Annotated in this window: 23 protein-coding genes; 6 read left to right on the top strand and 17 right to left on the bottom strand. The window is 65.9% G+C overall.

Features of this window, described 5'->3' with window-relative positions; translation table 11 throughout:
• Positions 1-990: PE family protein (locus AWC27_RS07080; protein ID WP_139836818.1), on the bottom strand; the 990-nt coding region annotated here is incomplete at its 3' end.
• Between the two features lie 308 nt (positions 991-1,298).
• Between AWC27_RS07080 and AWC27_RS07085 the strand changes: the two genes are divergently transcribed.
• A complete protein-coding gene (locus tag AWC27_RS07085; RefSeq protein WP_085669847.1) occupies positions 1,299-2,465 on the top strand; it encodes an MFS transporter in 1,167 nt (388 codons plus the stop codon).
• On the opposite strand, the gene moeA is transcribed toward AWC27_RS07085, so the two are convergent.
• The 4 genes from moeA to queC are packed head-to-tail and all read right to left on the bottom strand — an operon-like array spanning position 2,462 to position 5,414.
• Positions 2,462-3,667, bottom strand: coding sequence for a molybdopterin molybdotransferase MoeA (gene moeA / locus AWC27_RS07090; protein ID WP_085670054.1), 1,206 nt, complete (start codon positions 3,665-3,667; stop codon positions 2,462-2,464). The two genes, AWC27_RS07085 and moeA, sit on opposite strands and share 4 nt — an antisense overlap.
• 19 nt (positions 3,668-3,686) lie before the next feature.
• A complete protein-coding gene (gene queD / locus AWC27_RS07095; RefSeq protein WP_211281581.1) occupies positions 3,687-4,091 on the bottom strand; it encodes a 6-carboxytetrahydropterin synthase QueD in 405 nt (134 codons plus the stop codon).
• Entirely contained in the window at positions 4,088-4,723 is a 636-nt protein-coding gene (gene queE / locus AWC27_RS07100) for a 7-carboxy-7-deazaguanine synthase (RefSeq protein ID WP_085669848.1), read from the bottom strand. The genes queD and queE overlap by 4 nt, the downstream gene beginning before the upstream one ends.
• Position 4,724: 1 nt before the next feature.
• Positions 4,725-5,414 (bottom strand): 7-cyano-7-deazaguanine synthase QueC, encoded by a 690-nt coding sequence (gene queC / locus AWC27_RS07105; RefSeq protein ID WP_085669849.1) that lies wholly within the window; start codon positions 5,412-5,414, stop codon positions 4,725-4,727.
• Between the two features lie 72 nt (positions 5,415-5,486).
• On the opposite strand from queC, the gene AWC27_RS07110 reads away from it, so the two are divergent.
• Positions 5,487-5,891, top strand: coding sequence for a hypothetical protein (locus AWC27_RS07110; RefSeq protein WP_085669850.1), 405 nt, complete (start codon positions 5,487-5,489; stop codon positions 5,889-5,891).
• Between the two features lie 25 nt (positions 5,892-5,916).
• Here AWC27_RS07110 and AWC27_RS07115 read toward each other — a convergent pair whose 3' ends face one another.
• Positions 5,917-6,411: a cupin domain-containing protein gene (locus AWC27_RS07115; protein ID WP_085669851.1), complete on the bottom strand. Its 495-nt coding sequence runs from the start codon at positions 6,409-6,411 to the stop codon at positions 5,917-5,919.
• Positions 6,412-6,644: 233 nt separating this feature from the next.
• On the opposite strand from AWC27_RS07115, the gene groL reads away from it, so the two are divergent.
• On the top strand, positions 6,645-8,270 hold the full coding sequence (gene groL, locus AWC27_RS07120; RefSeq protein WP_085669852.1) for a chaperonin GroEL: 1,626 nt from the start codon (positions 6,645-6,647) through the stop codon (positions 8,268-8,270).
• Positions 8,271-8,417: 147 nt separating this feature from the next.
• On the opposite strand, the gene AWC27_RS07125 is transcribed toward groL, so the two are convergent.
• The 3 genes from AWC27_RS07125 to AWC27_RS07135 form a co-directional block, all read right to left on the bottom strand.
• Complete coding sequence (locus AWC27_RS07125; protein WP_085669853.1) at positions 8,418-8,819, bottom strand: hypothetical protein; 402 nt, start codon at positions 8,817-8,819, stop codon at positions 8,418-8,420.
• A gap of 22 nt (positions 8,820-8,841) precedes the next feature.
• A complete protein-coding gene (locus AWC27_RS07130; protein WP_085669854.1) occupies positions 8,842-10,329 on the bottom strand; it encodes a PPE family protein in 1,488 nt (495 codons plus the stop codon).
• Between the two features lie 80 nt (positions 10,330-10,409).
• Positions 10,410-12,137 carry an N-acyl-D-amino-acid deacylase family protein gene (locus AWC27_RS07135; RefSeq protein WP_085669855.1) on the bottom strand — a complete coding sequence of 576 codons (1,728 nt, stop codon included), beginning with the start codon at positions 12,135-12,137 and terminating at the stop codon, positions 10,410-10,412.
• A gap of 17 nt (positions 12,138-12,154) precedes the next feature.
• On the opposite strand from AWC27_RS07135, the gene AWC27_RS07140 reads away from it, so the two are divergent.
• The 3 genes from AWC27_RS07140 to AWC27_RS07150 are packed head-to-tail and all read left to right on the top strand — an operon-like array spanning position 12,155 to position 13,928.
• Positions 12,155-12,526: a VOC family protein gene (locus tag AWC27_RS07140; protein WP_083113165.1), complete on the top strand. Its 372-nt coding sequence runs from the start codon at positions 12,155-12,157 to the stop codon at positions 12,524-12,526.
• 10 nt (positions 12,527-12,536) lie between these two features.
• Positions 12,537-13,052, top strand: a complete 516-nt coding sequence (locus tag AWC27_RS07145) for a mycothiol transferase (protein WP_083113164.1) — start codon at positions 12,537-12,539, stop codon at positions 13,050-13,052.
• Between the two features lie 9 nt (positions 13,053-13,061).
• The gene (locus tag AWC27_RS07150) at positions 13,062-13,928 is read left to right on the top strand and encodes a hypothetical protein (protein ID WP_085669856.1); all 867 of its coding nucleotides are present in this window, start codon (positions 13,062-13,064) and stop codon (positions 13,926-13,928) included.
• A 9-nt stretch (positions 13,929-13,937) separates the two neighbouring features.
• Here AWC27_RS07150 and AWC27_RS07155 read toward each other — a convergent pair whose 3' ends face one another.
• The 8 genes from AWC27_RS07155 to AWC27_RS07190 form a co-directional block, all read right to left on the bottom strand.
• Positions 13,938-14,642, bottom strand: a complete 705-nt coding sequence (locus AWC27_RS07155; protein ID WP_083113162.1) for an anti-sigma factor — start codon at positions 14,640-14,642, stop codon at positions 13,938-13,940.
• Positions 14,639-15,202 carry a sigma-70 family RNA polymerase sigma factor gene (locus tag AWC27_RS07160; RefSeq protein WP_085669857.1) on the bottom strand — a complete coding sequence of 188 codons (564 nt, stop codon included), beginning with the start codon at positions 15,200-15,202 and terminating at the stop codon, positions 14,639-14,641. The genes AWC27_RS07155 and AWC27_RS07160 overlap by 4 nt, the downstream gene beginning before the upstream one ends.
• A gap of 48 nt (positions 15,203-15,250) precedes the next feature.
• Entirely contained in the window at positions 15,251-16,042 is a 792-nt protein-coding gene (locus AWC27_RS07165; RefSeq protein ID WP_083113160.1) for a DUF1295 domain-containing protein, read from the bottom strand.
• The gene (locus tag AWC27_RS07170; RefSeq protein WP_245846914.1) at positions 16,039-17,301 is read right to left on the bottom strand and encodes a class I SAM-dependent methyltransferase; all 1,263 of its coding nucleotides are present in this window, start codon (positions 17,299-17,301) and stop codon (positions 16,039-16,041) included. The genes AWC27_RS07165 and AWC27_RS07170 overlap by 4 nt, the downstream gene beginning before the upstream one ends.
• The gene (locus tag AWC27_RS07175; RefSeq protein ID WP_085669858.1) at positions 17,298-18,008 is read right to left on the bottom strand and encodes a DUF1365 domain-containing protein; all 711 of its coding nucleotides are present in this window, start codon (positions 18,006-18,008) and stop codon (positions 17,298-17,300) included. Before AWC27_RS07175 ends, AWC27_RS07170 begins: the two co-directional genes overlap by 4 nt.
• Positions 18,002-19,315: an NAD(P)/FAD-dependent oxidoreductase gene (locus AWC27_RS07180; RefSeq protein WP_085670056.1), complete on the bottom strand. Its 1,314-nt coding sequence runs from the start codon at positions 19,313-19,315 to the stop codon at positions 18,002-18,004. Before AWC27_RS07180 ends, AWC27_RS07175 begins: the two co-directional genes overlap by 7 nt.
• 61 nt (positions 19,316-19,376) lie before the next feature.
• Positions 19,377-22,268, bottom strand: a complete 2,892-nt coding sequence (locus tag AWC27_RS07185) for an MMPL/RND family transporter (protein ID WP_085669859.1) — start codon at positions 22,266-22,268, stop codon at positions 19,377-19,379.
• Entirely contained in the window at positions 22,265-22,687 is a 423-nt protein-coding gene (locus AWC27_RS07190) for an MmpS family transport accessory protein (protein WP_083113156.1), read from the bottom strand. The genes AWC27_RS07185 and AWC27_RS07190 overlap by 4 nt, the downstream gene beginning before the upstream one ends.
• Positions 22,688-22,887 lie beyond the last annotated feature (200 nt).

Raw genomic sequence — 22,887 nt, forward strand, 5'->3', positions numbered from 1 at the left:
GGTCTCTGCTACGGCAATGGCGGCGCCCCCGGCGCCGCCATTGCCGTAGCAGAGACCGCCGTTGCCGTCGGTGCCCCCGGCCCCGCCGGCAGCGGCGGGGGTAACGCCGCCGGCGCCGCCGGCGCCGCCGACGCCGCCGTCGCCGTAGAAAGCGCCCGCGTTGCCGCCATGTCCGCCGACCCCGCCGAAGATTTGTCCCCCACCGCCGATCCCGCCGGCGCCGCCGTTACCGAACAAGAGGCTGGATCCGCCGGCCCCTCCGGCGCCACCGGAAGTGGCGCCGCTGAGCCCGCCGGTCCCGCCGGCGCCGCCGGCGCCGAACAAGCCGACGCCGCCGGCGCCACCGTTCCCACCGGCGCCGGTGAGGCTTATTCCGCCGGTGCCGCCGGCCCCGCCGACACTGAACAACCCGCCGGCCCCGCCTTGACCGCCGACCCCACCAGCCCCGGCGGCCCCGGTGCCTCCGGCGCCACCGGCGCCGGCCGTACCGAGCAACAGTCCGGCCGCCCCGCCTCGGCCACCAGCTCCACCGGTGGGGCCGACGGCACCGGATCCACCGGCGCCGCCGTTGCCGATCAATATCCCGCCGTCGCCGCCGTTGGCGCCGGTCCCCGCTGCGCCGCTGGTCCCGTTCCCGATCAACGGGCGCCCCAGCAGGGCCTGGGTGGGTGCGTTCACCAGGTCCAGGATGGGCTGCAATGGCGACGCTGCTGCCGCCTCTGCGCTGGCATATGCGCCTGCGCCGCTGGTCAGGGTTCGCACGAAGTGGTCATGCCAGGCCGTCGCCTGCGCGCTGGCCGCCTGGAACGCCTGACCGTGCGCGCCGAACAGCGCGGCGATTTGCCCCGAGATCTCATCGGCGGCTGCGGCGACAACCGAGCTCGTCGGGGTCGCCGCCACCGCGCCGGCCTGGCTGAGCGAGGAGCCGATGCCGGCCAAATCCGTTGCCGCCACGGTCAATAGTTGGGGCGTCACTACCACATAAGACATTTGCTTTCCTCATATTTCGATTCGGACCGCACAGAAGTTGAATGGATCATATTGAGGTGGTAATAACTCGCCCCGAATTGATGCCGAACGTTACCTAATGGTGATATTCAGCAGGCTAAATATAAAGCCATTTTACAGTGGACAAAGAAATGCAGATTAATTCGTCAAATGTAAAATTTTTTGTCCTGCTTACGGCCAAAAACGCACGTGTGCAGGGCGGAAGCGCCTACTGTCGTAGGTGTGGACTCGCTGGAGAGGTGTAAAGAATTTCGACGCACAGGCATGGTGATAGCTGTTCGGCGACACGGCTGCGCCGCGCAAAAATCGGCGTAACCGCTGCATTTATCGCCCACGCTGTGGTGTTTTCGTCGTGGGCCGCCCACATCCCGCATGTCAAGGCCGAGCTGGGCCTGTCCGACGCGGCGTTGGGCACTGCGCTCTTCGGCGCGCCGCTGGGCTCGGTGTTGGCCACCGTGCTCAGCCACTGGGCGCTGCCGCGGTGGGGTAGCCACCGGCTGGTTCAGGTCACCCTCGTCGGCTACACGGCGGCCGGTTCGACGGTAGGGCTGGCGGCCTCTGGGGCGTGGCTGTTCGCGGTGCTGGCGGTGTGGGGCTTTTTCCAGGGCGCAATGGACGTCGCGATGAACACCCAGGCCGCGACGGTCGAGCGGCTGGCGCGTGCCCCGATCATGGCGCGCTTTCACGGGATGTGGAGCGTCGGCGCGCTGCTGGGCGCCATGATCGGTGCAGCGTGCGTGAGTGTGGGCATCGGCCTTACCCCTCAACTGGCGGTCGTGGGGGTCGTCGTGCTGGTTGTCGTGGAGGTGCTCACTCGACACCTGGTTGCCGACCAGGCGGCAGAGCCCGCGCCAGCCGCCGGCCAGCCCAAGCGGGCGTGGCTGACCAGAACCGTGGCGATCCTGGCGGCGGTCTCGTTCGCGTCCTTCCTGTGCGAGGGCGCTGCCACCGACTGGTCGGCCAACTACCTGCACAACGTCGTCGGCGCCGGTGCAGGCGTCTCCGCGCTGAGCTATGCGGCCTACACCCTGACGATGGTCGTCACCCGGTTGGGCGCGATACGCCTTCATGCGCGGGTTTCCAGCCGCCGGCTGCTGCCCGCTCTTGCCCTGCTGGCCGTGGTGGGTATGAGCGTGATGCTGGCGACCGCCCACCCGGTGATCAGCGTGATCGGATTCGCCTGCTTGGGAGCCGGGGTGGCCCTGCTGGTGCCTACCGCGTTCAGCGCGGCGTATTCGGCCAGCAGCGCGGGCTCCGCGATTGCCATCGTCGCCGCAACGGGTTGGGTGGGCTATCTGCTGGGCCCGCCACTGATCGGCCGGCTCTCGGGATACTTCGGATTGCCGGCGGCGCTGGTCACCATTCCGGTGACCATCTCCATCGCCGGGATCGCCATCCTGTGCACCACCGCTTTCGATGCGGCCGACGAATTCCACCGCGAGGTTGCTAGCCGTTAGGTCAGGTCCCAGACCTGCAGCTCGGTTCCGGCGGCCACTTCTGCGACGTCCTCCGGGATGTCCAGCAGCGCGTTGGCCGACGCCAGCCAACGCAGATGATGCGACGCCGGCGGGCCGAAACTGATGACCGTGCCGCTGTCATGATCCAGAACCGCGCGCCGGAATTGTCGCTTGCCCCGCGGCGACGTCAACGCCTCGGTGAGCACCGCGGTCTGGTGCGGCCGTTGCGGATCGGGCAGGCCCATCGCCAGGCGCAGCGCGGGCCGGATGAAGACCTCGAAGGAGACCAGCGCGCTGACGGGATTTCCGGGCAGGGTGATGATCGGCGTGCCGGCCACGCGTCCGATGCCCTGCGGCATGCCGGGCTGCATCGCCACCTTGACGAACTCCACTCCTTGATCGCCACTGCGCCCGAAGGCGTCCTTGACAACCTCGTAAGCGCCGGCGCTCACTCCGCCGCTGGTGATGATCAGGTCGGCCTCGGCCGCATACCGGTCGAGAACCGAGCTGAACTGTGCGACGTCGTCGCCGGCGGTCGGGGTGGCGACCACCACTGCTCCGGCCTCGCGCACGGCGGCGGCCAGCATGATCGAGTTGGATTCATAGATCTGCCCCGGCAGTAGTGGGCTGCCCGGTGCCACCAACTCCGTTCCGGTAGAGATCACCAGCACCCGCTGTCGCGGGATTGCCGTCAGCTCCGCCAATCCCAGCGCCGACGCGAGCCCGAGCACCGCGGGCGTCACCAGCTGGCCCTTGCGCAGCACGGTGGTCCCGGCGTTGACGTCTTCACCCGCGCGGCGGATGTGCTGGCCGGGGTTGGAGGGCTGCCGGATCGTCACGGTCTCCGCGCCGCCGTCGGTGGCTTCGACCGGTACCACGGCCGTCGCCCCGGACGGCACCGGCGCCCCGGTCATGATCCGATGGACGGTGCCGGGTTGCAGTGCCAACACATCGGTGCGGCCGGCCGGAATGTCCTCGGCAACCGGCAGCACCACCGGGTGTTCGGCGGTGGCGCCTGCGACGTCTTCGGCGCGTACCGCATACCCGTCCATCGCCGAGTTGTCGAAAACCGGCAGCGACAGTGGCGCCACCACGTCATCGGCCAGGGCCAGCCCTTGTGCCTCCGTCAGCGAAACCGTGACCGGCGCACGGGCGCCGATCATCTCCCTGACGGCACGCTGATGTTCGTCGACTGACCGCAAGACTGATTGCACCTGGTCATTATCGCCACGCCAGTTCAACCCCCGAGTCCCCGCCATGTGGCCCACGGTAAACGCAGCAGCTCGTGCACGTCTCACGGACGGTTACCGCCGCAATCATCGGCAGCGAGTGCTCCAGTTCGTGCCAAATCCATTCCGCGAGCCGCTCGCTGGTGGGGTTCTCCAGTCCCGGGATGTCGTTGAGGTAGTAGTGATCCAGGCGGGAAAGCACGGGTTTGCAGGCATCCTTGATCGCCGCGAAATCCATCACCCAACCGCTCGCCGCATCCACCGGGCCACTGACGTGTACCGAAAAGCGGTAGGAGTGACCGTGCAGCCGCGAACATTTGTGAGTACCGGGCAGGTTCGGCAGCCGGTGAGCGGCTTCGAAGGTGAACTCCCGGATGATCTCCACTGCTGCGGTCACGGAATCTCCAGATACTTGTGGGTTTGCAGGCTTAGTCGCCACCGCGGGCGCCTTAGACAGAATTCGACTGCGGCGGCGGTGTTTTCGCGCAATGCGGACCCGTCCATCGGCGACAGGCGAAACGATCCGAAATCCAGCTGCTCGAACTGCTCGGGGTCTCCGCCGTCTTGGGGGTAAACCAATTTCAGCTCATCGCCTGACGTCACGGATAGCGGCGCGCCGATCTTCGGGCTGACGCAGATCCAGTCGATGCCGGGCGGTGGCAACCGTGTCCCGTTGGTTTCGATGGCGATGTAGAAGCCTTCAGCGTGCAGCGCGGCCACCAAGGCCGTATCGACTTGCAGTAGCGGTTCGCCGCCCGTGCACACCACCATCCGGTGCTCGCGGCCCGTCTCCGACCAGGCCTGGGCAATGGCCGACGCGAGGTTTTCAGCACTTGCGAAACGTCCGCCGCCGGGCCCGTCGATCCCGACGAAGTCGGTGTCGCAGAACTTGCAGATCGCGCGCTTGCGGTCCGCTTCACGGCCGGTCCACAGGTTGCAGCTGGCGAACCTGCAGAAGACTGCGGGACGGCCGGTGTGAAAACCCTCGCCCTGCAGCGTGTAGAAGATTTCCTTGACCGTGTAGCCCATGTCATGCCACGCGATCCAGCAGCGGATCCACGGCGCCGGCGTCGGCGAAGCCCTTGGCCCGCAACAGGCAGGAATCGCAGTGTCTGCAGGGTTTTCCGGCGTCGTCGGGGTCGTAGCACGACGACGTGCAGCCGTAGTCGACAGCCAACTTCAGCCCGGTGCTGATGATCTGGGCCTTCGTCATATGGATCAGCGGTGTGTGAATTGTCAGGGCAGCGTCGGTTATCGCGGCTTTGGTGGCCAGCCGCGCCAGTTCCTGGAATGCGGCGATGTACTCGGGACGGCAATCTGGATATCCCGAATAGTCCAGCGCGTTCACGCCGATGAAGACGTCCTGCGCACCGACGGTCTCGGCGTAGGCAAGCGCGAATGACAAAAAGATCGTGTTGCGGGCCGGCACGTAGGTCGACGGGATGTCCGCGGTCAATTCCTCGACACTGGCGTGCTTGGGTACATCGAGGTCGGCGGTCAGGGCCGATCCGCCGAAGACACGCAGATCTATGTCGGCAACGACGTGGCGTGCGACGCCCTGGGCTTGTGCGACGCGCCGCGCGGCGTCTAGCTCGACCGCATGGCGCTGGCCATAGCGAAACGAAAGCGCGTACGGCGTGTATCCCTCGTGCTTGGCGATGGCCAGCAGCGTTGTTGAGTCCAGACCCCCGCTGAGCAGGATGACCGCCGGCTTTTCCATGTTTTCAGGGTTGCCGAACAGGCGGTTCTTCGAATCAGTGAAGTCGCCAGCCGCGGCGCTTATGGTGGACCGATGGACCAGATGGGTGGGGTGAGCGACGGGCCGCCACCTGTAACGAGCCTCGGGCAGGCCGTCGACCCCGACGCCCCGGTGCGCCTGGAATTCTTCCCGGTGCATAAGCCTGTGCGGGTTACTTTTCACACGGCCGAGTTGCAGGCATTGTGCCCGGCGGTGGCCGGCATTCAGCCCGATGTCTACCAGGCCGAGATTTCCTATACCGCTTTAACCCACGCCATCGAGTCGAAATCGCTCAAGCTGTGGTTGGTGGCATTTCGGGATCGGCGGATCTTCGCCGAGCACTTGGCCATCGAGCTGCACGACGGCGTGGCGGCTCACGCGCCGGCGGTGGGTGACGTACGGATACGCCTGACCCAGAACGTGCGGGGCGGCATCGTCACGGTCATAGAGCATCCATGACTGCGGTTTCGGGCGCACGGCAGATTTAGGTCACCCAGTGGTTGTCGTGACGGACGAACCACTCGCGTCGTTCGTCGTCGGTCATGTCCGCCAACTCGGTGAATCCCTCGAAATAGGCCTCGCGCGGTGCGCCGGGGGCGAACAGCATCAGAATCGACGCCGGCTCGTCCGCCTCGTTGCGGAAACCGTGGATCCCGCCAGGCGGGACATAGAGGAAGTCGCCCTGACGACCGTCGACCCAATCTGCGCCGTTGTACAGCTGCATCCTCCCCGACAACACGAAAAACGCCTCCGACATGGCGCGGTGAAAGTGGGGTCCCGGACCGCCCCCGGCAGGTGCGATGTCGACCTGGTACAGGCCGTAGTCACCGTCGGTGGCCTGCTGGGTGGCAAGGTAGTGGTACTTGTTGGCAGAGGTCTGGTAATCCGGCGGTTCGTCCGCGCGCTTGAGCCAGGCGCTGACTTCGGGTTCGGCTTTGGTGTAGCGAGCTTTCGGATAGGGCGGTACGACGAGGGACATGCCTCAAGTCTGCCCGCGTTCAGATAGCCACGAAGCGACCTTGCACTCGGCATAGGCGAGTGCTAAGAATGACGTTGGCACTCGTGACAGGCGAGTGCTAGGTCGGGACGGTGAGGCCCAGCTCCAAGAAGCTGTGCCGTCCGTCGCGGGCACTGCGCCCGGCCAGCGTAAGTAACGGGGTGGCCCTCACCCGGTGACCCGTTTCATTCCCAATCCGGAGGAATCACTTCGCAATGGCCAAGACAATTGCGTACGACGAAGAGGCCCGTCGCGGCCTCGAGCGGGGCCTGAATGCCCTCGCCGACGCGGTAAAGGTGACGTTGGGCCCCAAGGGCCGCAACGTCGTCCTGGAGAAGAAGTGGGGCGCTCCCACGATCACCAACGATGGTGTGTCCATCGCCAAGGAGATCGAGCTGGAGGACCCGTACGAGAAGATCGGCGCCGAGCTGGTCAAGGAAGTTGCCAAGAAGACCGACGACGTCGCCGGTGACGGCACGACGACGGCCACCGTGTTGGCCCAGGCGCTGGTCAAGGAGGGCCTGCGCAACGTAGCGGCCGGCGCCAACCCGCTGGGTCTCAAGCGCGGCATCGAGAAGGCCGTCGAGAAGATCACCGAGACCCTGCTCAAGTCGGCTAAGGACGTCGAGACCAAGGAGCAGATCGCGGCCACCGCGGCCATCTCCGCGGGCGACCAGTCGATCGGCGACTTGATCGCCGAGGCGATGGACAAGGTCGGCAATGAGGGCGTCATCACCGTCGAGGAGTCCAACACCTTCGGCCTGCAGCTCGAGCTCACCGAGGGCATGCGGTTCGACAAGGGCTACATCTCGGGCTACTTCGTCACCGACGCCGAGCGTCAGGAGGCCGTCCTCGAGGACCCTTACATCCTGTTGGTCGCCTCCAAGGTGTCGACGGTCAAGGACCTGTTGCCGCTGCTGGAGAAGGTCATCCAGGGCGGCAAGCCGCTGCTGATCATCGCCGAGGACGTCGAGGGCGAGGCTTTGAGCACCCTGGTCGTCAACAAGATCCGCGGCACCTTCAAGTCGGTCGCCGTCAAGGCTCCCGGCTTCGGTGACCGCCGTAAGGCGATGCTGCAGGACATGGCCATCCTCACCGGTGGTCAGGTCATCAGCGAAGAGGTCGGCCTGTCCCTGGAGACCGCCGACATCTCCCTGCTGGGCAAGGCCCGCAAGGTGGTCATCACCAAGGACGAGACCACCATCGTCGAGGGTGCCGGTGACTCCGACGCCATCGCCGGTCGGGTGAGCCAGATCCGCGCCGAGATCGAGAACAGCGACTCCGACTACGACCGGGAGAAGCTGCAGGAGCGCCTGGCCAAGCTGGCCGGCGGTGTTGCGGTGATCAAGGCCGGAGCTGCCACCGAGGTGGAGCTCAAGGAGCGCAAGCACCGTATCGAGGACGCAGTCCGCAACGCCAAGGCGGCCGTCGAGGAGGGCATCGTCGCCGGCGGCGGCGTGGCCCTGCTGCAGTCGGCTCCGACGCTGGCCGAGCTGAACCTCACCGGTGACGAGGCTACCGGCGCCAACATCGTCAAGGTGGCGCTCGAGGCTCCGCTGAAGCAGATCGCCTTCAACTCCGGGCTGGAGCCCGGTGTGGTGGCCGAGAAGGTCCGCAACTCGCCCGCCGGTACCGGCCTGAACGCCGCCACCGGTGAGTACGAGGACCTGCTCAAGGCCGGCGTTGCCGACCCGGTCAAGGTGACTCGTTCGGCGCTGCAGAACGCGGCGTCCATCGCGGGCCTGTTCCTCACGACCGAGGCCGTCGTTGCCGACAAGCCGGAGAAGGCGGCCGCTCCTGCGGGCGACCCCACCGGCGGCATGGGCGGTATGGACTTCTAGGTCCCAACCACGAAAAAGCCCGGCCTGCCCTGAGCAGGCCGGGCTTTCTCGTTGCGCCGAGACTGCGCCCAACTGCCACCGAACGACCCTGGAGCACGCGCTCAGCGCAGCCTCGGCGGCACCACCGCAGTCTCGGCGCGGCAGCAGCTAGGCCGGTAGCGAAAACACCACGCAGTCATGCAGACAGCCCTTGGCAGCCGCGGGGGAGTCGGCCTCGCGGTGCAACAGCGCGCGGGTGGGCGCCACAACCAGCCGGGCCGTCTCAGCGCCGGCATCAACCAGCTCCGCCGTGCCGTCGACGATCAGCGAGTAACCGCCCGGCTCGCGCGGGGGCCACACCAGTGTCACGTCGCTGCGCTGGGCGAGATTGTTGCGGGTGCGCCCGCCGATAAGGCCCACGTCGACCATCGCTGCCCGCATCACAGGTTCGACGGTCACAGTGTGGGCGTGGTAGCTGTCATCGACAGTGATCAGGTAGGCGAACGGGAAGCTTGGCATTGCCGCGGACAAGCGTTCGAGGTCTACCTTTTTGGCCCTTTTGGCACCCATGGTTCGAGGATAGGTGGACGAGTCAGTCCGACCGGATCGGCAATGGGATGCCGTCCTCGGTCTCGCTGAGCTCACGTTCGCTCGGCGGGAAGAAGTTCGACTTCGGGATGCTGGCGCCGGTCCCCGTAGTGCCGCCGGTGCCGCCCGGCGCGATTCCCGCCTCACGCGGTGCGGCGGTGTTGCGTAGACCCGAGTCGCCGCTACCCGAGTTGTAGAAACCGCTGTAGCCGCTGGCGCTGGAGCGCAGGCCCGAGTTGGCAGCCGAGCCGCCGGTTGCACTGGCGGGAGCAGCAGCGCCGTTGGCGTGAGAGGACTCGAGACCGCTCACCGGCCCAGCCGCCGCAGGTGCCGCGGCCGGGGCCGCGGCAGCGCTGGTCATGCCGGAGTTCAAGGCGGTAGCCACGCCGGGGTGCAGGCTGCCCGTATTCGCCAGCGCCGAGTTGAGTAGACCTGAGCCCAGTGCCGCCGTCCCCAGGCCGCCCGTGGCGTTGGCCAGGCCCGCATCCGGGCTGACACTGCTGCCGTCCACTCCGGAATGCAGTGAGCCGGTGGTCATGCCGCTGCCAGTGCCCAGGCTCGCGCCGATGGATCCCGAGTTTCCCAGACCATTGTTGAGCGAGCCGGAATTGCCGATACCGGTGTTGCCGCTGCCGGAATTGAATAGGCCGGTATTGCCCGTACCGGAATTTCCGAAGCCGACATTGCCGCTGCCTGAGTTGAAGCCGCCGAAGCCGACCGCGTGGTCGCCGGTGAGCCCGAACCCAAGGGCCCAGCTGCCGGTATTGCCGAAGCCGACGTTGCCGCTACCCAGGTTGCCCATGCCCAGGTTGAAGTTGCCGGTGTTGCCGCTGCCCATATTGCGGTTACCGGTGTTGCCGCTGCCCCAGTTGTTGTTACCGATGTTGTTGTTGCCGATGTTTCCGCTGCCGGTGTTGTTGAAGCCCAAGTTGAAGCCGTTTTTGCTGATGTCGATGCCGAGGTTGCGCAGCACCTGCTGCCAGGGCGCCAGTTGTGCCGCCGCCGACGATGCATCGAAGTGATAAGCCGCCATCGCCGCGACATCCAGCGCCCACATCTGCTCGTATGCGGCCTCGATGTCCATGATTGCGGGAGTGTTGAAGCCCAGCCAGTTCGTGGCCGCCAACACCTGCATCAACCCGCGGTTGGCCGCGACAACCGCCGGCTGCACGGTGGCCATCAGCGCCGCTTCGAACGCGGAGGCGATGGCCGTCGCCTGTGCAGCCGCTTGTTCCGCTTGTGCTGCCGCCGCACTCAGCCACGTCATGTACTGCGTCGCGACGGCCATCATTGCCTGCGACGCAGGACCCAGCCACGACCCGCTGGTCATGTCTGCCGTCACGGAGCCGAACGACTCCACTGACGACAGCAAATCCGCGGCGAGGCCGTTCCAAGCCTCGGCCGCGGCAAGCAGCGGTCCCGACCCGGGACCGGCGAACATCAGTGCCGAATTGATCTCTGGCGGCAACCACGCGAAATGCGGGTTTGTCACCTACTCAAACTACCTGGCAGCGATCATTGCCGTGGGCATATCGGGATAATCGCGAGAGGGCGTTCAGCAACTCCCCAGTATCAGGTGCAAACGGGGGCAGACTGGCGACCGCGTACCAGTTTGCCAGGGCGAGCCTCAGTAGGAACACCGTTCTCAGCTATCACTTCACCCGACACCACGGTCGCGACGTAACCCTCGGCTGTCTGGTCCAGCCGGCGCCCGCCGGCGGGCAGGTCGTAGGTGATCACCGGCTTGTGCAGGCGCAGCGCGGCGTGGTCGATGACGTTGAGGTCGGCCTTATAGCCGACGGCGATGCGTCCCCGGTCGCCCAGGCCGGCGACGCGCGCCGGCACCGACGTCAGTTCGCGGACCGCCTCGCTGACGGTGAACCGTCCCGATGCACGATCGCGGGCCCAGTGCGCCAGGAAGTACGTGGAGTAGCTGGCGTCGCAGATCATGCCGTAGTGGGCGCCGCCGTCGCCGAGCCCGAGCACCACATCGTCGCGATGCAGCAATTTGCCGACGGTGTCCAGCGAGTTGTTCTCCAGGTTGCTCGTCGCCACCAACAGCATCGCGCGGCCGTCGTCGTCGAGTAGCCGGTCGTAGGCCTCCTCCATCGGGTTCACCCCGCGCGCGCGAGCCCGTGCTCCGATGCTGTCGGAGGGATTGGGTTCGTAGTCGGGGTTGTCGCCCAGCGGGAAAATCCAGTCCCACATCTGCGCCACGTACAAGATCGGGTGGCCCTGCCCGGGCTTGTCGGCCAGAATGCGGGCACGGACTTCGGGCTTGCGCATTTCGGCGACGCGTTCGGACAGCGGCAGGTGCGCGATCTCGCGGTAGCTCGGATACAGCACGAACGGGTTGGCGGTGAGCTGCAGCCCGATGATCAGACCGATCGGACGCGGCAGCAGCTGTGCGCTGACGTCGCCGCCTGCGGCGTTCGCCTTTTCGATCATGGTGATGGCATCCGGCCACGTCGGGTCTCCGGCGTTGGCGACCACCAACGTGAAGGTGACGGGCAGCCCGACGTCCTCGGCGACGTCGAACACCGTCTGCAGCACCGGCTGGTAGCCGCCGGCCGGAATGTCGGGTACGAACTGCAGTAGCCCGCCGCCGCCGTCGACGACACCGCGGGCGATCTCCTCGATCTCTTCCCGCGCCGCGTCGTAGCTGGGGATCGGTGAACCGCTTTCGGTCTTGTGGATCGTCAGTCGCGACGATGCGAAGCCCAGCGCCCCGATCTCCATCGCTTCCTTGGCCAGCGCCCGCATCTTCGCCAGGTCCTCGGCGGTGGCCGGCTCGCGGTCGGCGCCGCGCTGACCCATCACGTACACCCGCAACGGAGAGTGCGGCAGATAGGCCGCCACATCGATATCGCGCCGGCCGGCTTCCAGGGCGTCCAGATACTCCGGAAACGTCTCCCACGTCCACGGCAGGCCATCGGTCATGACGACACCGGGAATGTCCTCCACGCCGGCCATCACGTCGACGAGCACGTCGTGGTCCTCGGAGCGGCACGGCGCGAAGCCCACCCCGCAGTTGCCCATCACCACTGTCGTCACGCCGTGCGCCGACGACGGCGTCAGCCGGTCCGACCAGATGGCCTGGCCGTCGTAGTGGGTGTGCAGGTCGACGAAGCCCGGGGTGACCAGCAGGCCGCTGGCATCGATCTCACGCGAGGCGGTGGCACCGTTCACCGTCCCCACTGCGACTATGACGCCATCCTGTACCGCAACGTCACCCACATACGGCTCACCTCCCAGCCCGTCCACGATGGTGCCGTTGCGGATGAGGAGGTCGTAGCTCATCCAACTAATCTACGACCGTGATCGATCACCTAGGAATCAACTGCGCCGACTATCCGAAATCGCAAGAGTTCTACGACTCAGTGCTGGCCGTGCTGGGCTATTCGCGGCAAATGGATTTCGGAGTCGCGATCGGTTACGGCCACGACGGCAAGCCGTCATTCTGGATCGCCGAGGGCTCGACCATGGGCCCAAATCGAGAGACCCATATCGCATTTCAAGCCGCCGACGAGGCCGCGGTGCGCGCGTTCCACGAAGCGGCAGTGCGCGTGGGTGCCGAGTCGCTGCATGCACCACGGCTGTGGCCGGAATACCACCCGGGCTACTTCGGCGCATTTGTGCGCGACCCCGATGGCAACAACGTCGAAGCGGTCTGGCACGGCGGTCCGTAGTGTCGCTGGTATGGCTAGCACCGACCGCGCCGCGCAGGAACTGCTCCGGGACGCGTTCACCCGATTGATCGAACACGCCGAAGAACTGACCGACGGTCTTACCGACGACATCGCCGACTACCGGCCGACTCCGAGCGCCAACAGCATCGCGTGGTTGCTCTGGCACAGTGCCCGGGTCCAGGACATCCAGGTGGCCCATCTGGCCGGAGTCGAGGAGCTGTGGACCCGCGACGGCTGGGTCGATCGCTTCGGTCTGGACCTGCCACGCAACGACACCGGCTACGGCCACGGTGCCGAAGAGGTGGCTAAGGTGCGAGCCCCCGCCGATCTGCTGTCCGGCTACTACCACGCCGTGCACGGGCTCACCCTGGAATACGTGGGCACCGTGACCGCCGACGAACTGGCGCGCGTCGTGGACACCAACTGGGATCCGCCGGTCACCGCCAGCGCGCGACTGGTCAGCATCATCGACGACTGTGCGCAACACCTCGGCCAGGCGGCCTACCTGCGGGGGATAGCCCAGTAAGTTCTAAGCGTGCGATTCCTGCTTGCGGCGGTGTGCTGGCTGCTCGCCACGGCTGCGCTGGCGATCGCGATTCCTGCGCTGTGGGCGCAGCGCAACATCGTCGACGAGGACGGCTACGCCGCGCTGGCCCAGCGTGCGGCCGGCGACACCGCGCTGCAGTCGGCGATGGCCTCAGAACTCACCACCCGGGCCATGGCACTCATCGCCGAGCACGGCGGCGGGCGCTATGCCGTGGACGGTTCGGTGGTGCACGCCGCCGCGACTGCCTTCACCGCCAGCTCGTCGTTCCCGCCGCTGTTCGCCCAAGTGAACCGGGCGGCGCACCGGTGGCTGTTCAGCGATCCGCTGCCCAACGGTGAGCAATGGGCGGTCGACGTCGCCCCGATGCTCAAGGACAGCTCGTTTCGGCAAATCTTGAGCAGCCACAACGTGAAGGTGCCGGACACGCTGAAGGTCCCTCTGACGGTCACCGCGGTCTCCGGGGCGTCCGGGCCGCAATCGATTCGGCAAGGACAGCTGCACCGGCTCGCGGTGTGGGGGCCCTGGGTGAGTTTCGGGGCGGCCGCACTCAGCGGCGTCTTCGGGCTGCTGACCCTGCTCGCCGCACGCCGCCGCGGCAAGGCGATGACCAGCCTCGGGGTCGGCGCGCTACTGGTCGGTGCGGCCGGATGGGCCGTGATCGAGGCCGGCGGGGGCTATGTAAACGAGGCGCTGAATCGGACCACCGGTGACATCCGCCGGATCGCCGACGCGATGTTCGGCCATGCCGAGGGCAGCTTGCATCTGTGGCTGAACGTGACGCTGCTCGCCGGGGTGGCGCTGGTCGCACTGGGTGTGCTGCTCGCCGTACTGGGCGGCTTGTTCAAGCGGTCCTAGCGAGGCCGGTTATTTGAGCGGCAACTCGGCCAGTATCGGACTGGTCGGCTGCACCGATCCGGTGCCGGGTTCGACGGTGAACGCCAATGCCGTTGAGCCGCCGAGGTTGTCCAGCATCGCCTTGGTCGACGGCGTCACCGCCGCGGTGCCCATCGTGCCGGCCGACGTCGCGCCGTCGGCTCCGATCAACCACATCTGATAGACGGTGCCGGGTGAGGGTGGGGGCACATTGTTCATCACCAGCATTCCGGCATTGCGGTCACGGGAGAACATCACCGTGGCCGTGCCGCCGCCCAGCGGACGGGAGACCGTTTGCACATCCGGTGCCGCAAGGATCTGCTCGGCGACCGTCGGCGTTGGCGCCGGCCGGGTGAAGACCCCGACACCGAAGGCGGCCAGACCCACCACGATCGCCGCCGCTGCCGCGAAAAATGCGGTGCGCCAACGTGCTTGGCCTTGAGCGGCCGACTTGTCGGCCGCTGTGGCGGCCAGGATTTCGGCCCGCAGATGTTCTGGTGGTTCCGCGAGCGTTGCGGCCGAGAGCACGGCCATGGTCTCGCGGACGGCGCGAACTTCGTCGTTGAACGCAGCCGCGATCGGCGGCGAGGCGGCCGCCACCCGCCGGCCTATCTCGGCTCGTTCTTCATCCGATACGGCGTCCAGCGCATACGGGGCCGCCAGCTCGAGCAGTTCGAAGTCGGTCGGGTCGGTCATGACACGTCCAGACAGTTGCGCAGGCCACGCAGGCCATCGCGGATGCGTGACTTGATGGTCGAGAGGTTGGTGGCCAACCGCTGCGACACCTCGACATACGTCAGTCCGCCGTAGTAGGCCAGCTCGACGCACTCCCGTTGGGCATCGGTCAGGCCCTGCAGGCAGTCAGCCACCCGGCGCCGCTCGTCACCGGCGATCGCCGACTCGGCGACGACATCACTGTCGGGTACGACATTGGCCACGCCATAGCGCGATTCCCGCTGACTGCCGGCTTGCTCGCTGCGGACCCGGTCGACGGCGCGCCGGTGGGCCATGGTCAGCAGCCAGGCCAGCGCCGAGCCCTTGGTGGAGTCGAATTGCGACGCGCCTCGCCACACCTCGAGGTAGATCTCCTGGGTGGTCTCTTCGCTGTAGCCGGTATCACGTAACACCCTGGTCACCAGTCCGTACACCCGGGTTTTCGTCTGGTCGTAGAACACCGCGAATGCGGCAGCGTCGCCCCGGGCGACCCGGCGCAGCAAGGCGTCCAGGTCGCTGCTCAGCTGCGGCGGTCCGGTCATCGATCGGTAGCCTAGCGCCAGCCGGGGCCAAAACCGATAAGCCGGTATTCACCGTCGTGCCGATCGGGGTGGGCGCGGTATGAAATATGCTGTCCGATTTTGGTATTCGGAAAATCCGGGGCGGCCCTTCATGTACTTCTCGGTGAGCCGCGCCCCGCTCACATCCACCAGGAAATACGTCATCAACAACGGCGAGACGACCGTAATCAGCGGTACCCAGCCGTTGATGGTGATCAGCCAGAGCCCCCACCAGACACAGGCGTCGCCGAAGTAGTTGGGATGGCGCGTCCAGGCCCACAGCCCGCGGTCCATGATCACGCCGCGATTGGCGGGGTCGGCCTTGAATTTCCGCAGCTGCCGGTCGCCTACCGCTTCGAAGACGACGCCGATCAGCCACACGCACACCCCCACGCCCAGTACCGGCCACAACGGCTTGGGCGTCGGCCCGCCGACCGCGGACAGCTGCAGCGGGAAGGAGATGAACAGCGTCAAGAAGCCCTGCAACACGAACACCTTGCGCACCACCTGGCCCACCGAGGCGCCGCGCAGCAGGTCGACGTAACGCGGATCTTCACCCTTGCCCGCACTCTTGCGGTACATGTGCCAGCTCAGCCGGCAACCCCAAATGGTCACCAGCGCCAGCAACAGCCATCGGCGCGCCGGATCCCCATGCCCGATCACGGCGGCGACGGCGGCCACCGCGATAAACCCGATGCCCCAAGCGGTGTCGACGACGTTGTAGCGGCCGATCCTTCGGCCGATCAGGAAGGTGACCGAATGCACCACCGTCAGCGCCAGAGCCGAGGCGCCGGTTACCGCCAAGATGCCGGTCTCGGTCATGGCGTGCCGTCCCGTTCGAACGTCCACTGGTAGACGTCCAGATAACCCGACCGGAATCCGGCCTCCGAGTACGCCAGATACAGCTCCCACATGCGTCCGAACACCTCGTCGAAACCCAACTGCGCCAATCGATCTCGCCGCTGCAAGAATCGCTGCCGCCACAGCCGCAGGGTTTCGGCGTAATGCGGTCGCAGCGAGGCCGTGTCGACCGTGCGCAACCCGGTGTGGCGCTCGGTGATACCGACGATGGCCTCGGTGGACGGTAGCAGTCCGCCGGGGAAGATGTACTTCTGTATCCAGGTGTGGGTGTTGCGGGTGGCCAGCATCCGCTCGTGCGGCATGGTGATCGCCTGGATCGCGACCCGTCCACCGGGCCGCACGAGTTGTTCCAAGGCGGCGAAATACGTGGGCCACGAACGGTATCCGACCGCCTCCACCATTTCGACCGAGACCACGCAGTCGTAGCTGCCCCGCACATCGCGGTAGTCGCACAGCTCGATCTCAACCAGGTGAGACAGGTCCGCAAGAGCGACCCGCTGCTGCGCCAGCCGCTGCTGTTCGACCGACAAGGTCACCGAGCGGATGTGGGCCCCACGGGCGGCCGCCCGGATGCACAACTCGCCCCAGCCGGTGCCGATCTCGAGGACCCGGCTGCCGCGTTGCACCCCGGCCATGTCCAGCAGCCGGTCGATCTTGCGATGCTGGGCCGCCGCGAGGTCGGACCACGATGCCGGCAGTTGGGTGAACAGCGCACTGGAATAGGTCATGGTCTCGTCGAGGAACTCGGCGAATAACTCATTCGACAGGTCGTAGTGCTCGGCGACGTTGCGGCGGGCCTGATCCCGGCTGGGGTCTCGCCACGTCGGCTGAAAGGCCGGCGCGAGCGGGCGCAGCCAGTGCAGCCCGCGCGGAACCAGGTCGGCCACCGATTCGGCCAGCACGGTCAGCACCGCGGTGAGTTCGGTCGACGACCATTCGCCGGCCATGTAGGACTCGCCGAAGCCGATCAGGCCGTGGCGTCCGATCCGCCGGGCCATCGCGTCGGGCTGATGAATCCTCAGGGTGGGCAGGGTCGGGTCGGCGGCACCGACCACCATGCCATCGGGGTAGACCAGCCGCAGCGGCAGGCGGGCGGCCGCGCGGCGCAGCAGCCGGTCGACAATGCCCGCCGACAGCGTCGCCACAGGCCCGGAGGGCACCTGCGCGACCGCCGGCCAGCGCTGGTAATCAATTGCGGTGCAAGTAGTTTGGACACTCATCGCGGTACCACCGGAACTCCACGCAGCCATAATCTGATCCCCTGTATCCGAATGCGAGTGGCCACCAGCAACGGCTCCAGCGGCGCAATGATCTGCATCAGCACAACGTGTTTCACGCTCGCCGGTCGCCGCGTCCCGCGCAGGGTCGCTGTGAAGGCCAGTCGCTGCTCGCGGTGCAGCGACACCGCAATGTCGACGTCGTGGTCGGGTTGCGGTGCCAACACCAGGTAATGGCCGTCCACCGGATTGAAGGGCGAGACGTAGAACTCTTTGTTGACCGATACGGGCGCATCGGCCGGCGGCAGCAGGTAAGCATGGCGCTCGCCGTAGGTGTTGTGCACCTCGGCTATCACGTGGCGCACGCTGCCGTCGCGGTCGTGGCACCAGAACACGCTGATCGGGTTGAACACGTAGCCCAAGACGCGGGCCTGCAACAGCGCGGTGATGCGCCCGTTGGGCACGGCCACATCGCGATCGGCGAAGAACGCTTCCAGCCGGTCGCGCAGCGAGCCGTGTGAGCCCGGCGCGAAGTGGTCGTCGGCGTGGAACCGCGCGAACGCTCGCAGCCACCAGGGCAGCCGCGGCAGCTCGTCGACGTCGACATACCAGCTGTAGCCGCGGTACTCGAACGCGTGGTGCACCGGGACCTGACGGGCATGGCTGATGGTGGTGCGATAGATCGCCGGAGTGCGAGCTTGGGTCAGCACGGGACCACCACCTTTTGCCGGCTCGCAACAGGCCAGTCCGCGCCGAGGCGGCGGGCCGCGCGCAGTCCGGACGCCGCGCCGTCCTCGTGAAAGCCCCAGCCGTGGTAAGCGCCGGCGAACACCACCCGGTCGTCGTCGAGTGACGGCAGCATCTGTTGAGCCGCAACGGATTCCGGTGTGTACAAGGGGTGGCTGTAGGTCATCTCGGCCAGCACCGAGTCAGGGTCCACCAGGTCATGGCCGCCCAGGGTCACCAGAAACCGGCGGCTGCCACCGATGCGCATCAGCCTGCTGACGTCATAGCTGACCACCACGTGGTCCTGCTCGGGTGTCACCAGGTAGTTCCACGATGCGCGTGCGCCGCGGTGGCGGGGCAGCACCGACTCGTCGGTGTGCAGCTGGGCGCGATTGGTCGAGTAGGAGATCGCGCCCAGAACGGCACGCTCCCGCGTTGTCGGCTCGTCCAGTAGCAGCAGCGCCTGGTCGGGGTGGACGGCGACAACGGCGGCGTCGAACAACCGCGGCGGGTTGTTCCCGGCTCCCACCAGCACCCCGTCGGGCACCCGTCGCAGCGAATGCACCGGTGTCCCAACCAATACCTCGTCGAGCCGATCTGCGATGGCCCGCACGTAGGTGACCGAGCCCGACGTCACCGTGCGCCACGTCGGTGAGCCGAAAACCGTGAGCATGCCGTGGTGTTCGAGGAACACGAACAGGTACCGGGCCGGATACCGCAGCGCGTCCGCACTCGCACACGACCACACCGCGGCCACCAACGGCGTCATGAAGTAGTCGACGAAATACGACGAGAAGCGGTGCCGGTTGAGGAAGCTTTCCAGCGTCTCCTGATCGCTGTCGGCGCCCCCATCGGCCGCGCGCAGCAGCGCCGACGCGGCACGATGGAACCGCAGGATCTCACCGAGCATCAGCAGGTAGCGCGGCCGCAGCGACTGCCGGCAGGCGAACAGCCCACGGGCGCCCAGCGCGCCGGCGTATTCCAGGCCGATGTCGTCGGCCCGCACCGACATCGACATATCCGAGTCCTGGGTTGGCACACCGAGTTCGGCGAACAATCGGCACAACGTGGGGTAGGTCCGGTCGTTGTGCACCAAGAACGCCGAGTCGACGGCTACGACGTCGCCGTCACCGTTGTCCACCTGGTGCGTGTGGGCATGCCCGCCCAGCCGATGGTCCGCCTCATACAGGGTGACCCGGTCCTGTCCGGCCAGCAGGTAGGCGGCGGTAAGGCCGGCCACGCCGCTGCCGATTACCGCTACTGAGCGCTGCGGCCGGCCCGATGGATGTATCTGCTGCACATCCGGTATTCGAAGCCGACGGCCAGGCGGATGGGGTCCGGTTCAGCCCACGTCAGTCGCTGTAGGCCAGCGTGCGATCCTCGGGTTGGGGTTCCTTCGGGGCTGCCGGAGTTCTAAGCGGCCGGCTGCGCACCCGCATCGGCCACCAGAACCAGCGGCCCAGCAACGCGGCGATGGACGGCGTCATGAAGGAGCGCACGATCAACGTGTCGAACAGCAGGCCCAGCCCGATCGTGGTACCGACCTGACCGATAACCCGCAGGTCGCTGACCGCCATGGACGCCATGGTGAAGGCGAATACGAGGCCCGCGTTCGTCACCACCTTGCCCGTCCCGCCCATCGACCGGATGATGCCGGTATTCAATCCCGCGCCTATCTCCTGTTTGAACCGGGAGACCAACAGCAGGTTGTAGTCAGATCCCACGGCCAGCAACACGATCACCGACATCGCCAGCACCAGCCAGTGCAGCCGGAATTCCAGGATGTGTTGCCACAGCAGCACCGAGAGCCCGAACGACGCACCGAGCGAAAGCGCTACCGTGCCCACGATCACCGCGGCGGCGATAAAGGCTCGCGTGATGATCAGCATGATGACGAAAATGAGGCAGAGCGACGAGATGCCCGCGATCAGCAGGTCCCACTGCGCGCCCTGTGAAATGTCATGGAAGACCGCGGCCGTGCCGGCCAGATAAATCTTGGAGTCTTCCAGCGGAGTTCCCTTGAGCGCCTCCTCGGCGGCCGTGCGTATCTGGTCGATGCTGTTGATGCCCTCGGTCGATTGCGGATCGCCGCGGTGCAGGATGATGAAGCGGGCCGCATGTCCGTCGGATGACAAGAACGAATTCATAGCGCGCTGGAAGTCCTTGTTCTTGAAGACCTCCGGCGGCAGGTAGAACGAATCGTCGTTCTTGGCGGCGTCGAACGCGTGTCCCATGGCGGTCGCGTTGTCGCTCATCTCGTCCATTTGGTCGTAGATGCCCATCATGGTGCTGTGCATCGTCAGTATCTGGGTCCGCATTTCCGTCATGACTGCGATCTGCGGGGGGAGCTGCGCGACCATCTGCGGCACCAGCGCATCCATCACCCGCAGGTCGCCCAACAGCGCGGTTATCTTCTCCGCGATCTGGTCCACTCCGTCGAGCGCATCGAATATCGACCGCAACGACCAGCAGATCGGAATGTCGTAGCAGTGCTTTTCCCAGTAGAAGTAGCTACGGATCGGGCGCCAGAAATCCTCGAAATCCGCTATGTGGTCGCGTAATTCATCGGTGATTTCCTTCATCTGTTCGGTGTCGCCGACCATGCGGTGGGTGGTGTCGGCCATCTGCTGCATCAGCTCCTGCATGTGCTGCAGGATCGCGATGGTTTGACTCATCAAGTCGGCCTGTTTGAGCATGTCGTCCATGCGGTCGCGCTGGTAGCGCATGGTCTGCAGTTGACCCGCGTTCTGCATGCTCATCTGGAAGGGAATCGACGTGTGGTCCATCGTCGTTCCGTCCGGCCTGGTGATCGCCTGCACCCGTGAAATGCCGGGGACGCGGAAGATTCCTTTGGCCAGCCTGTCCAGGACCAGGAAATCCGCGGGATTTCGCATATCGTGATCGGATTCGATCATCAATATCTCGGGTTTCATGCGGGCCTGCGAGAAATGGCGATCTGCGGCCGCGTATCCCTCGTTGGAGGGGATGAACCCCGGGAGGTACGCCCGGTCGTTGTAGCTGACCTTGTATCCGGGCAGTGCGAGCAGGCCGATCAGGGCGACCGCGAGGGTGGCGGCCAGAATCGGCAGCGGCCAGCGAACCACCACGGTGCCGACGCTGCGCCAGCCCCGAGTCTTGAGCTGTCGCTTGGGATCGAAGAGCCCGATCCGGCTGCCCAGATGCAAAACCGCGGGTCCCAGCGTCATCGCGACGGCCACCGCGACCAGCATCCCAGCCGCGCAAGGAATGCCCAGGGTCTCGAAGTAGGGCATCCGGGCGAATCTGAGGCAGAAGGTGGCCCCGGCGATGGTCAAGCCAGAACCGACGATGACGTGCGCGGTCCCGCGGTACATGGTGTAGAAGGCCGCTTCTTTTTCCTCGCCTGCCTGGCGGGCCTCCTGGTAGCGGCCGATGAAAAATATCCCGTAGTCAGTTCCCGCTGCGATGGCGAGCGAAGTGAGCAGGCTGACCGCAAAGGTGGACAACCCGATCAGCCCGGTTTGGCCCAATAGCGCGACCACCCCCCGAGCTGCGGTCAGTTCAACCCCAACGGTTAGCAGCAGCAGAATCACCGTGATGATCGACCGGTAGACCAGCAGCAACATCACGAAGATCACGGCCACTGTCACCGCGGTGATCCTGATCATGGATTTGTCGCCGGCGGTGTGCATGTCGGCGGCCAGTGCTGCCGGCCCGGTGACATAAACGGTGATTCCGGGCGGCGCCGGCGTATCGGCGACGATCTTGCGCACCGCATCGACGGATTCACCGGCTAGCGCTTCACCCTGGTTGCCGCCGAGAGCCAATTGAACGTAGGCGGCCTTGCCGTCGTTGCTCTGCGCGCCCGCGGCGGTGAGGGGATCGCCCCAGAAATCCTGGACACTCTGTACGTGTTTGGGGTCGGCCCGCAATTTGCGGATCAGGGTGTCGTAGTACCTGTGGGCCTCCTCCCCGAGAGGTTCCTTGCCCTCGAGGATGAGCATCCCGATGCTGTCGCTGGTGCCTTCCTTGAACACCTTGCCGATGCGCTTCATGGCCTCGAACGAGGGAGCCTCCTTGGGGCTCAGCGACACCGAACGTGTTTGCCCCACCTGTTCCAGCGATGGGACGAACACGCTGAGGGCAACGCAAACCAGCAGCCAGAAAAGGATGATGGGTATCGAAAACGCGTGGATCAATCGCGCGACGCGGGGCCTCTCCGGGTGGCCGTTGGTTTCCACGTCGTTCGCGAATTTGGTACTCACGCGGATTTCACCAAGCAGAACGTATAGGCGTTTACCTCGTTGCTGATTCTTTCTGCTTTGACGACATCGTCCACCAAGATCCGGCAGCCGATGCTATTCGTATCGCCTTGCGCGACAAGGTTTCCCATCACCGCCGCCAAATTGGTCGTGATGTGGATCGACCATGGCAGCTGTGCATTATCGACTCGTTTCGGGTCGCCATTGACATCGAAATAGCTGATATCTGCGACCGTTCCGGGCGGCCCGAAGACCTCATAAACCAGCCGCTTGGGATTGAAAGGCTTAGTGCTTTCCAGGTTGCTGTCGGCATAGGACTCGCGCTTATCAGAGGCGAAGAAGCCGCGGACGCGGTATACGGTGAAGCCGCCGATGGTCACCACCACCACGATGACCAGTGGAATCCAAGTCCGCGAAAGCACCCTGAAAATCTTGGACCCCTCCTTACCGGTTGACGTGGTCGTTACGGGCGGACGATACCCGCTCTTACTGGGCTTGTTGGAAACAATTCAATTTCAGATCGCCCGGCCACGGGTGCCGCACCCCACCGGGGCCGCCCTGGACGGGGTTGGGGAGGCTGCGCACTCCTTTCCATCGGGTTTCCATCGGGTCAAGATTGTAA

This window comes from Mycobacterium szulgai (assembly GCF_002116635.1).
Classification (GTDB): domain Bacteria; phylum Actinomycetota; class Actinomycetes; order Mycobacteriales; family Mycobacteriaceae; genus Mycobacterium; species Mycobacterium szulgai.

Coding starts and splice junctions, on each gene's coding strand:
- queE (WP_085669848.1), bottom strand. CDS start 4,723: ATGGGCTACACGGTCAAGGAAATCTTCTACACGCTGCAGGGCGAGGGT.
- queC (WP_085669849.1), bottom strand. CDS start 5,414: ATGGAAAAGCCGGCGGTCATCCTGCTCAGCGGGGGTCTGGACTCAACA.
- AWC27_RS07110 (WP_085669850.1), top strand. CDS start 5,487: ATGGACCAGATGGGTGGGGTGAGCGACGGGCCGCCACCTGTAACGAGC.
- AWC27_RS07115 (WP_085669851.1), bottom strand. CDS start 6,411: ATGTCCCTCGTCGTACCGCCCTATCCGAAAGCTCGCTACACCAAAGCC.
- groL (WP_085669852.1), top strand. CDS start 6,645: ATGGCCAAGACAATTGCGTACGACGAAGAGGCCCGTCGCGGCCTCGAG.
- AWC27_RS07125 (WP_085669853.1), bottom strand. CDS start 8,819: ATGGGTGCCAAAAGGGCCAAAAAGGTAGACCTCGAACGCTTGTCCGCG.
- AWC27_RS07135 (WP_085669855.1), bottom strand. CDS start 12,137: ATGAGCTACGACCTCCTCATCCGCAACGGCACCATCGTGGACGGGCTG.
- AWC27_RS07145 (WP_083113164.1), top strand. CDS start 12,537: ATGGCTAGCACCGACCGCGCCGCGCAGGAACTGCTCCGGGACGCGTTC.
- AWC27_RS07155 (WP_083113162.1), bottom strand. CDS start 14,642: ATGACCGACCCGACCGACTTCGAACTGCTCGAGCTGGCGGCCCCGTAT.
- AWC27_RS07160 (WP_085669857.1), bottom strand. CDS start 15,202: ATGACCGGACCGCCGCAGCTGAGCAGCGACCTGGACGCCTTGCTGCGC.
- AWC27_RS07165 (WP_083113160.1), bottom strand. CDS start 16,042: ATGACCGAGACCGGCATCTTGGCGGTAACCGGCGCCTCGGCTCTGGCG.
- AWC27_RS07170 (WP_245846914.1), bottom strand. CDS start 17,301: ATGAGTGTCCAAACTACTTGCACCGCAATTGATTACCAGCGCTGGCCG.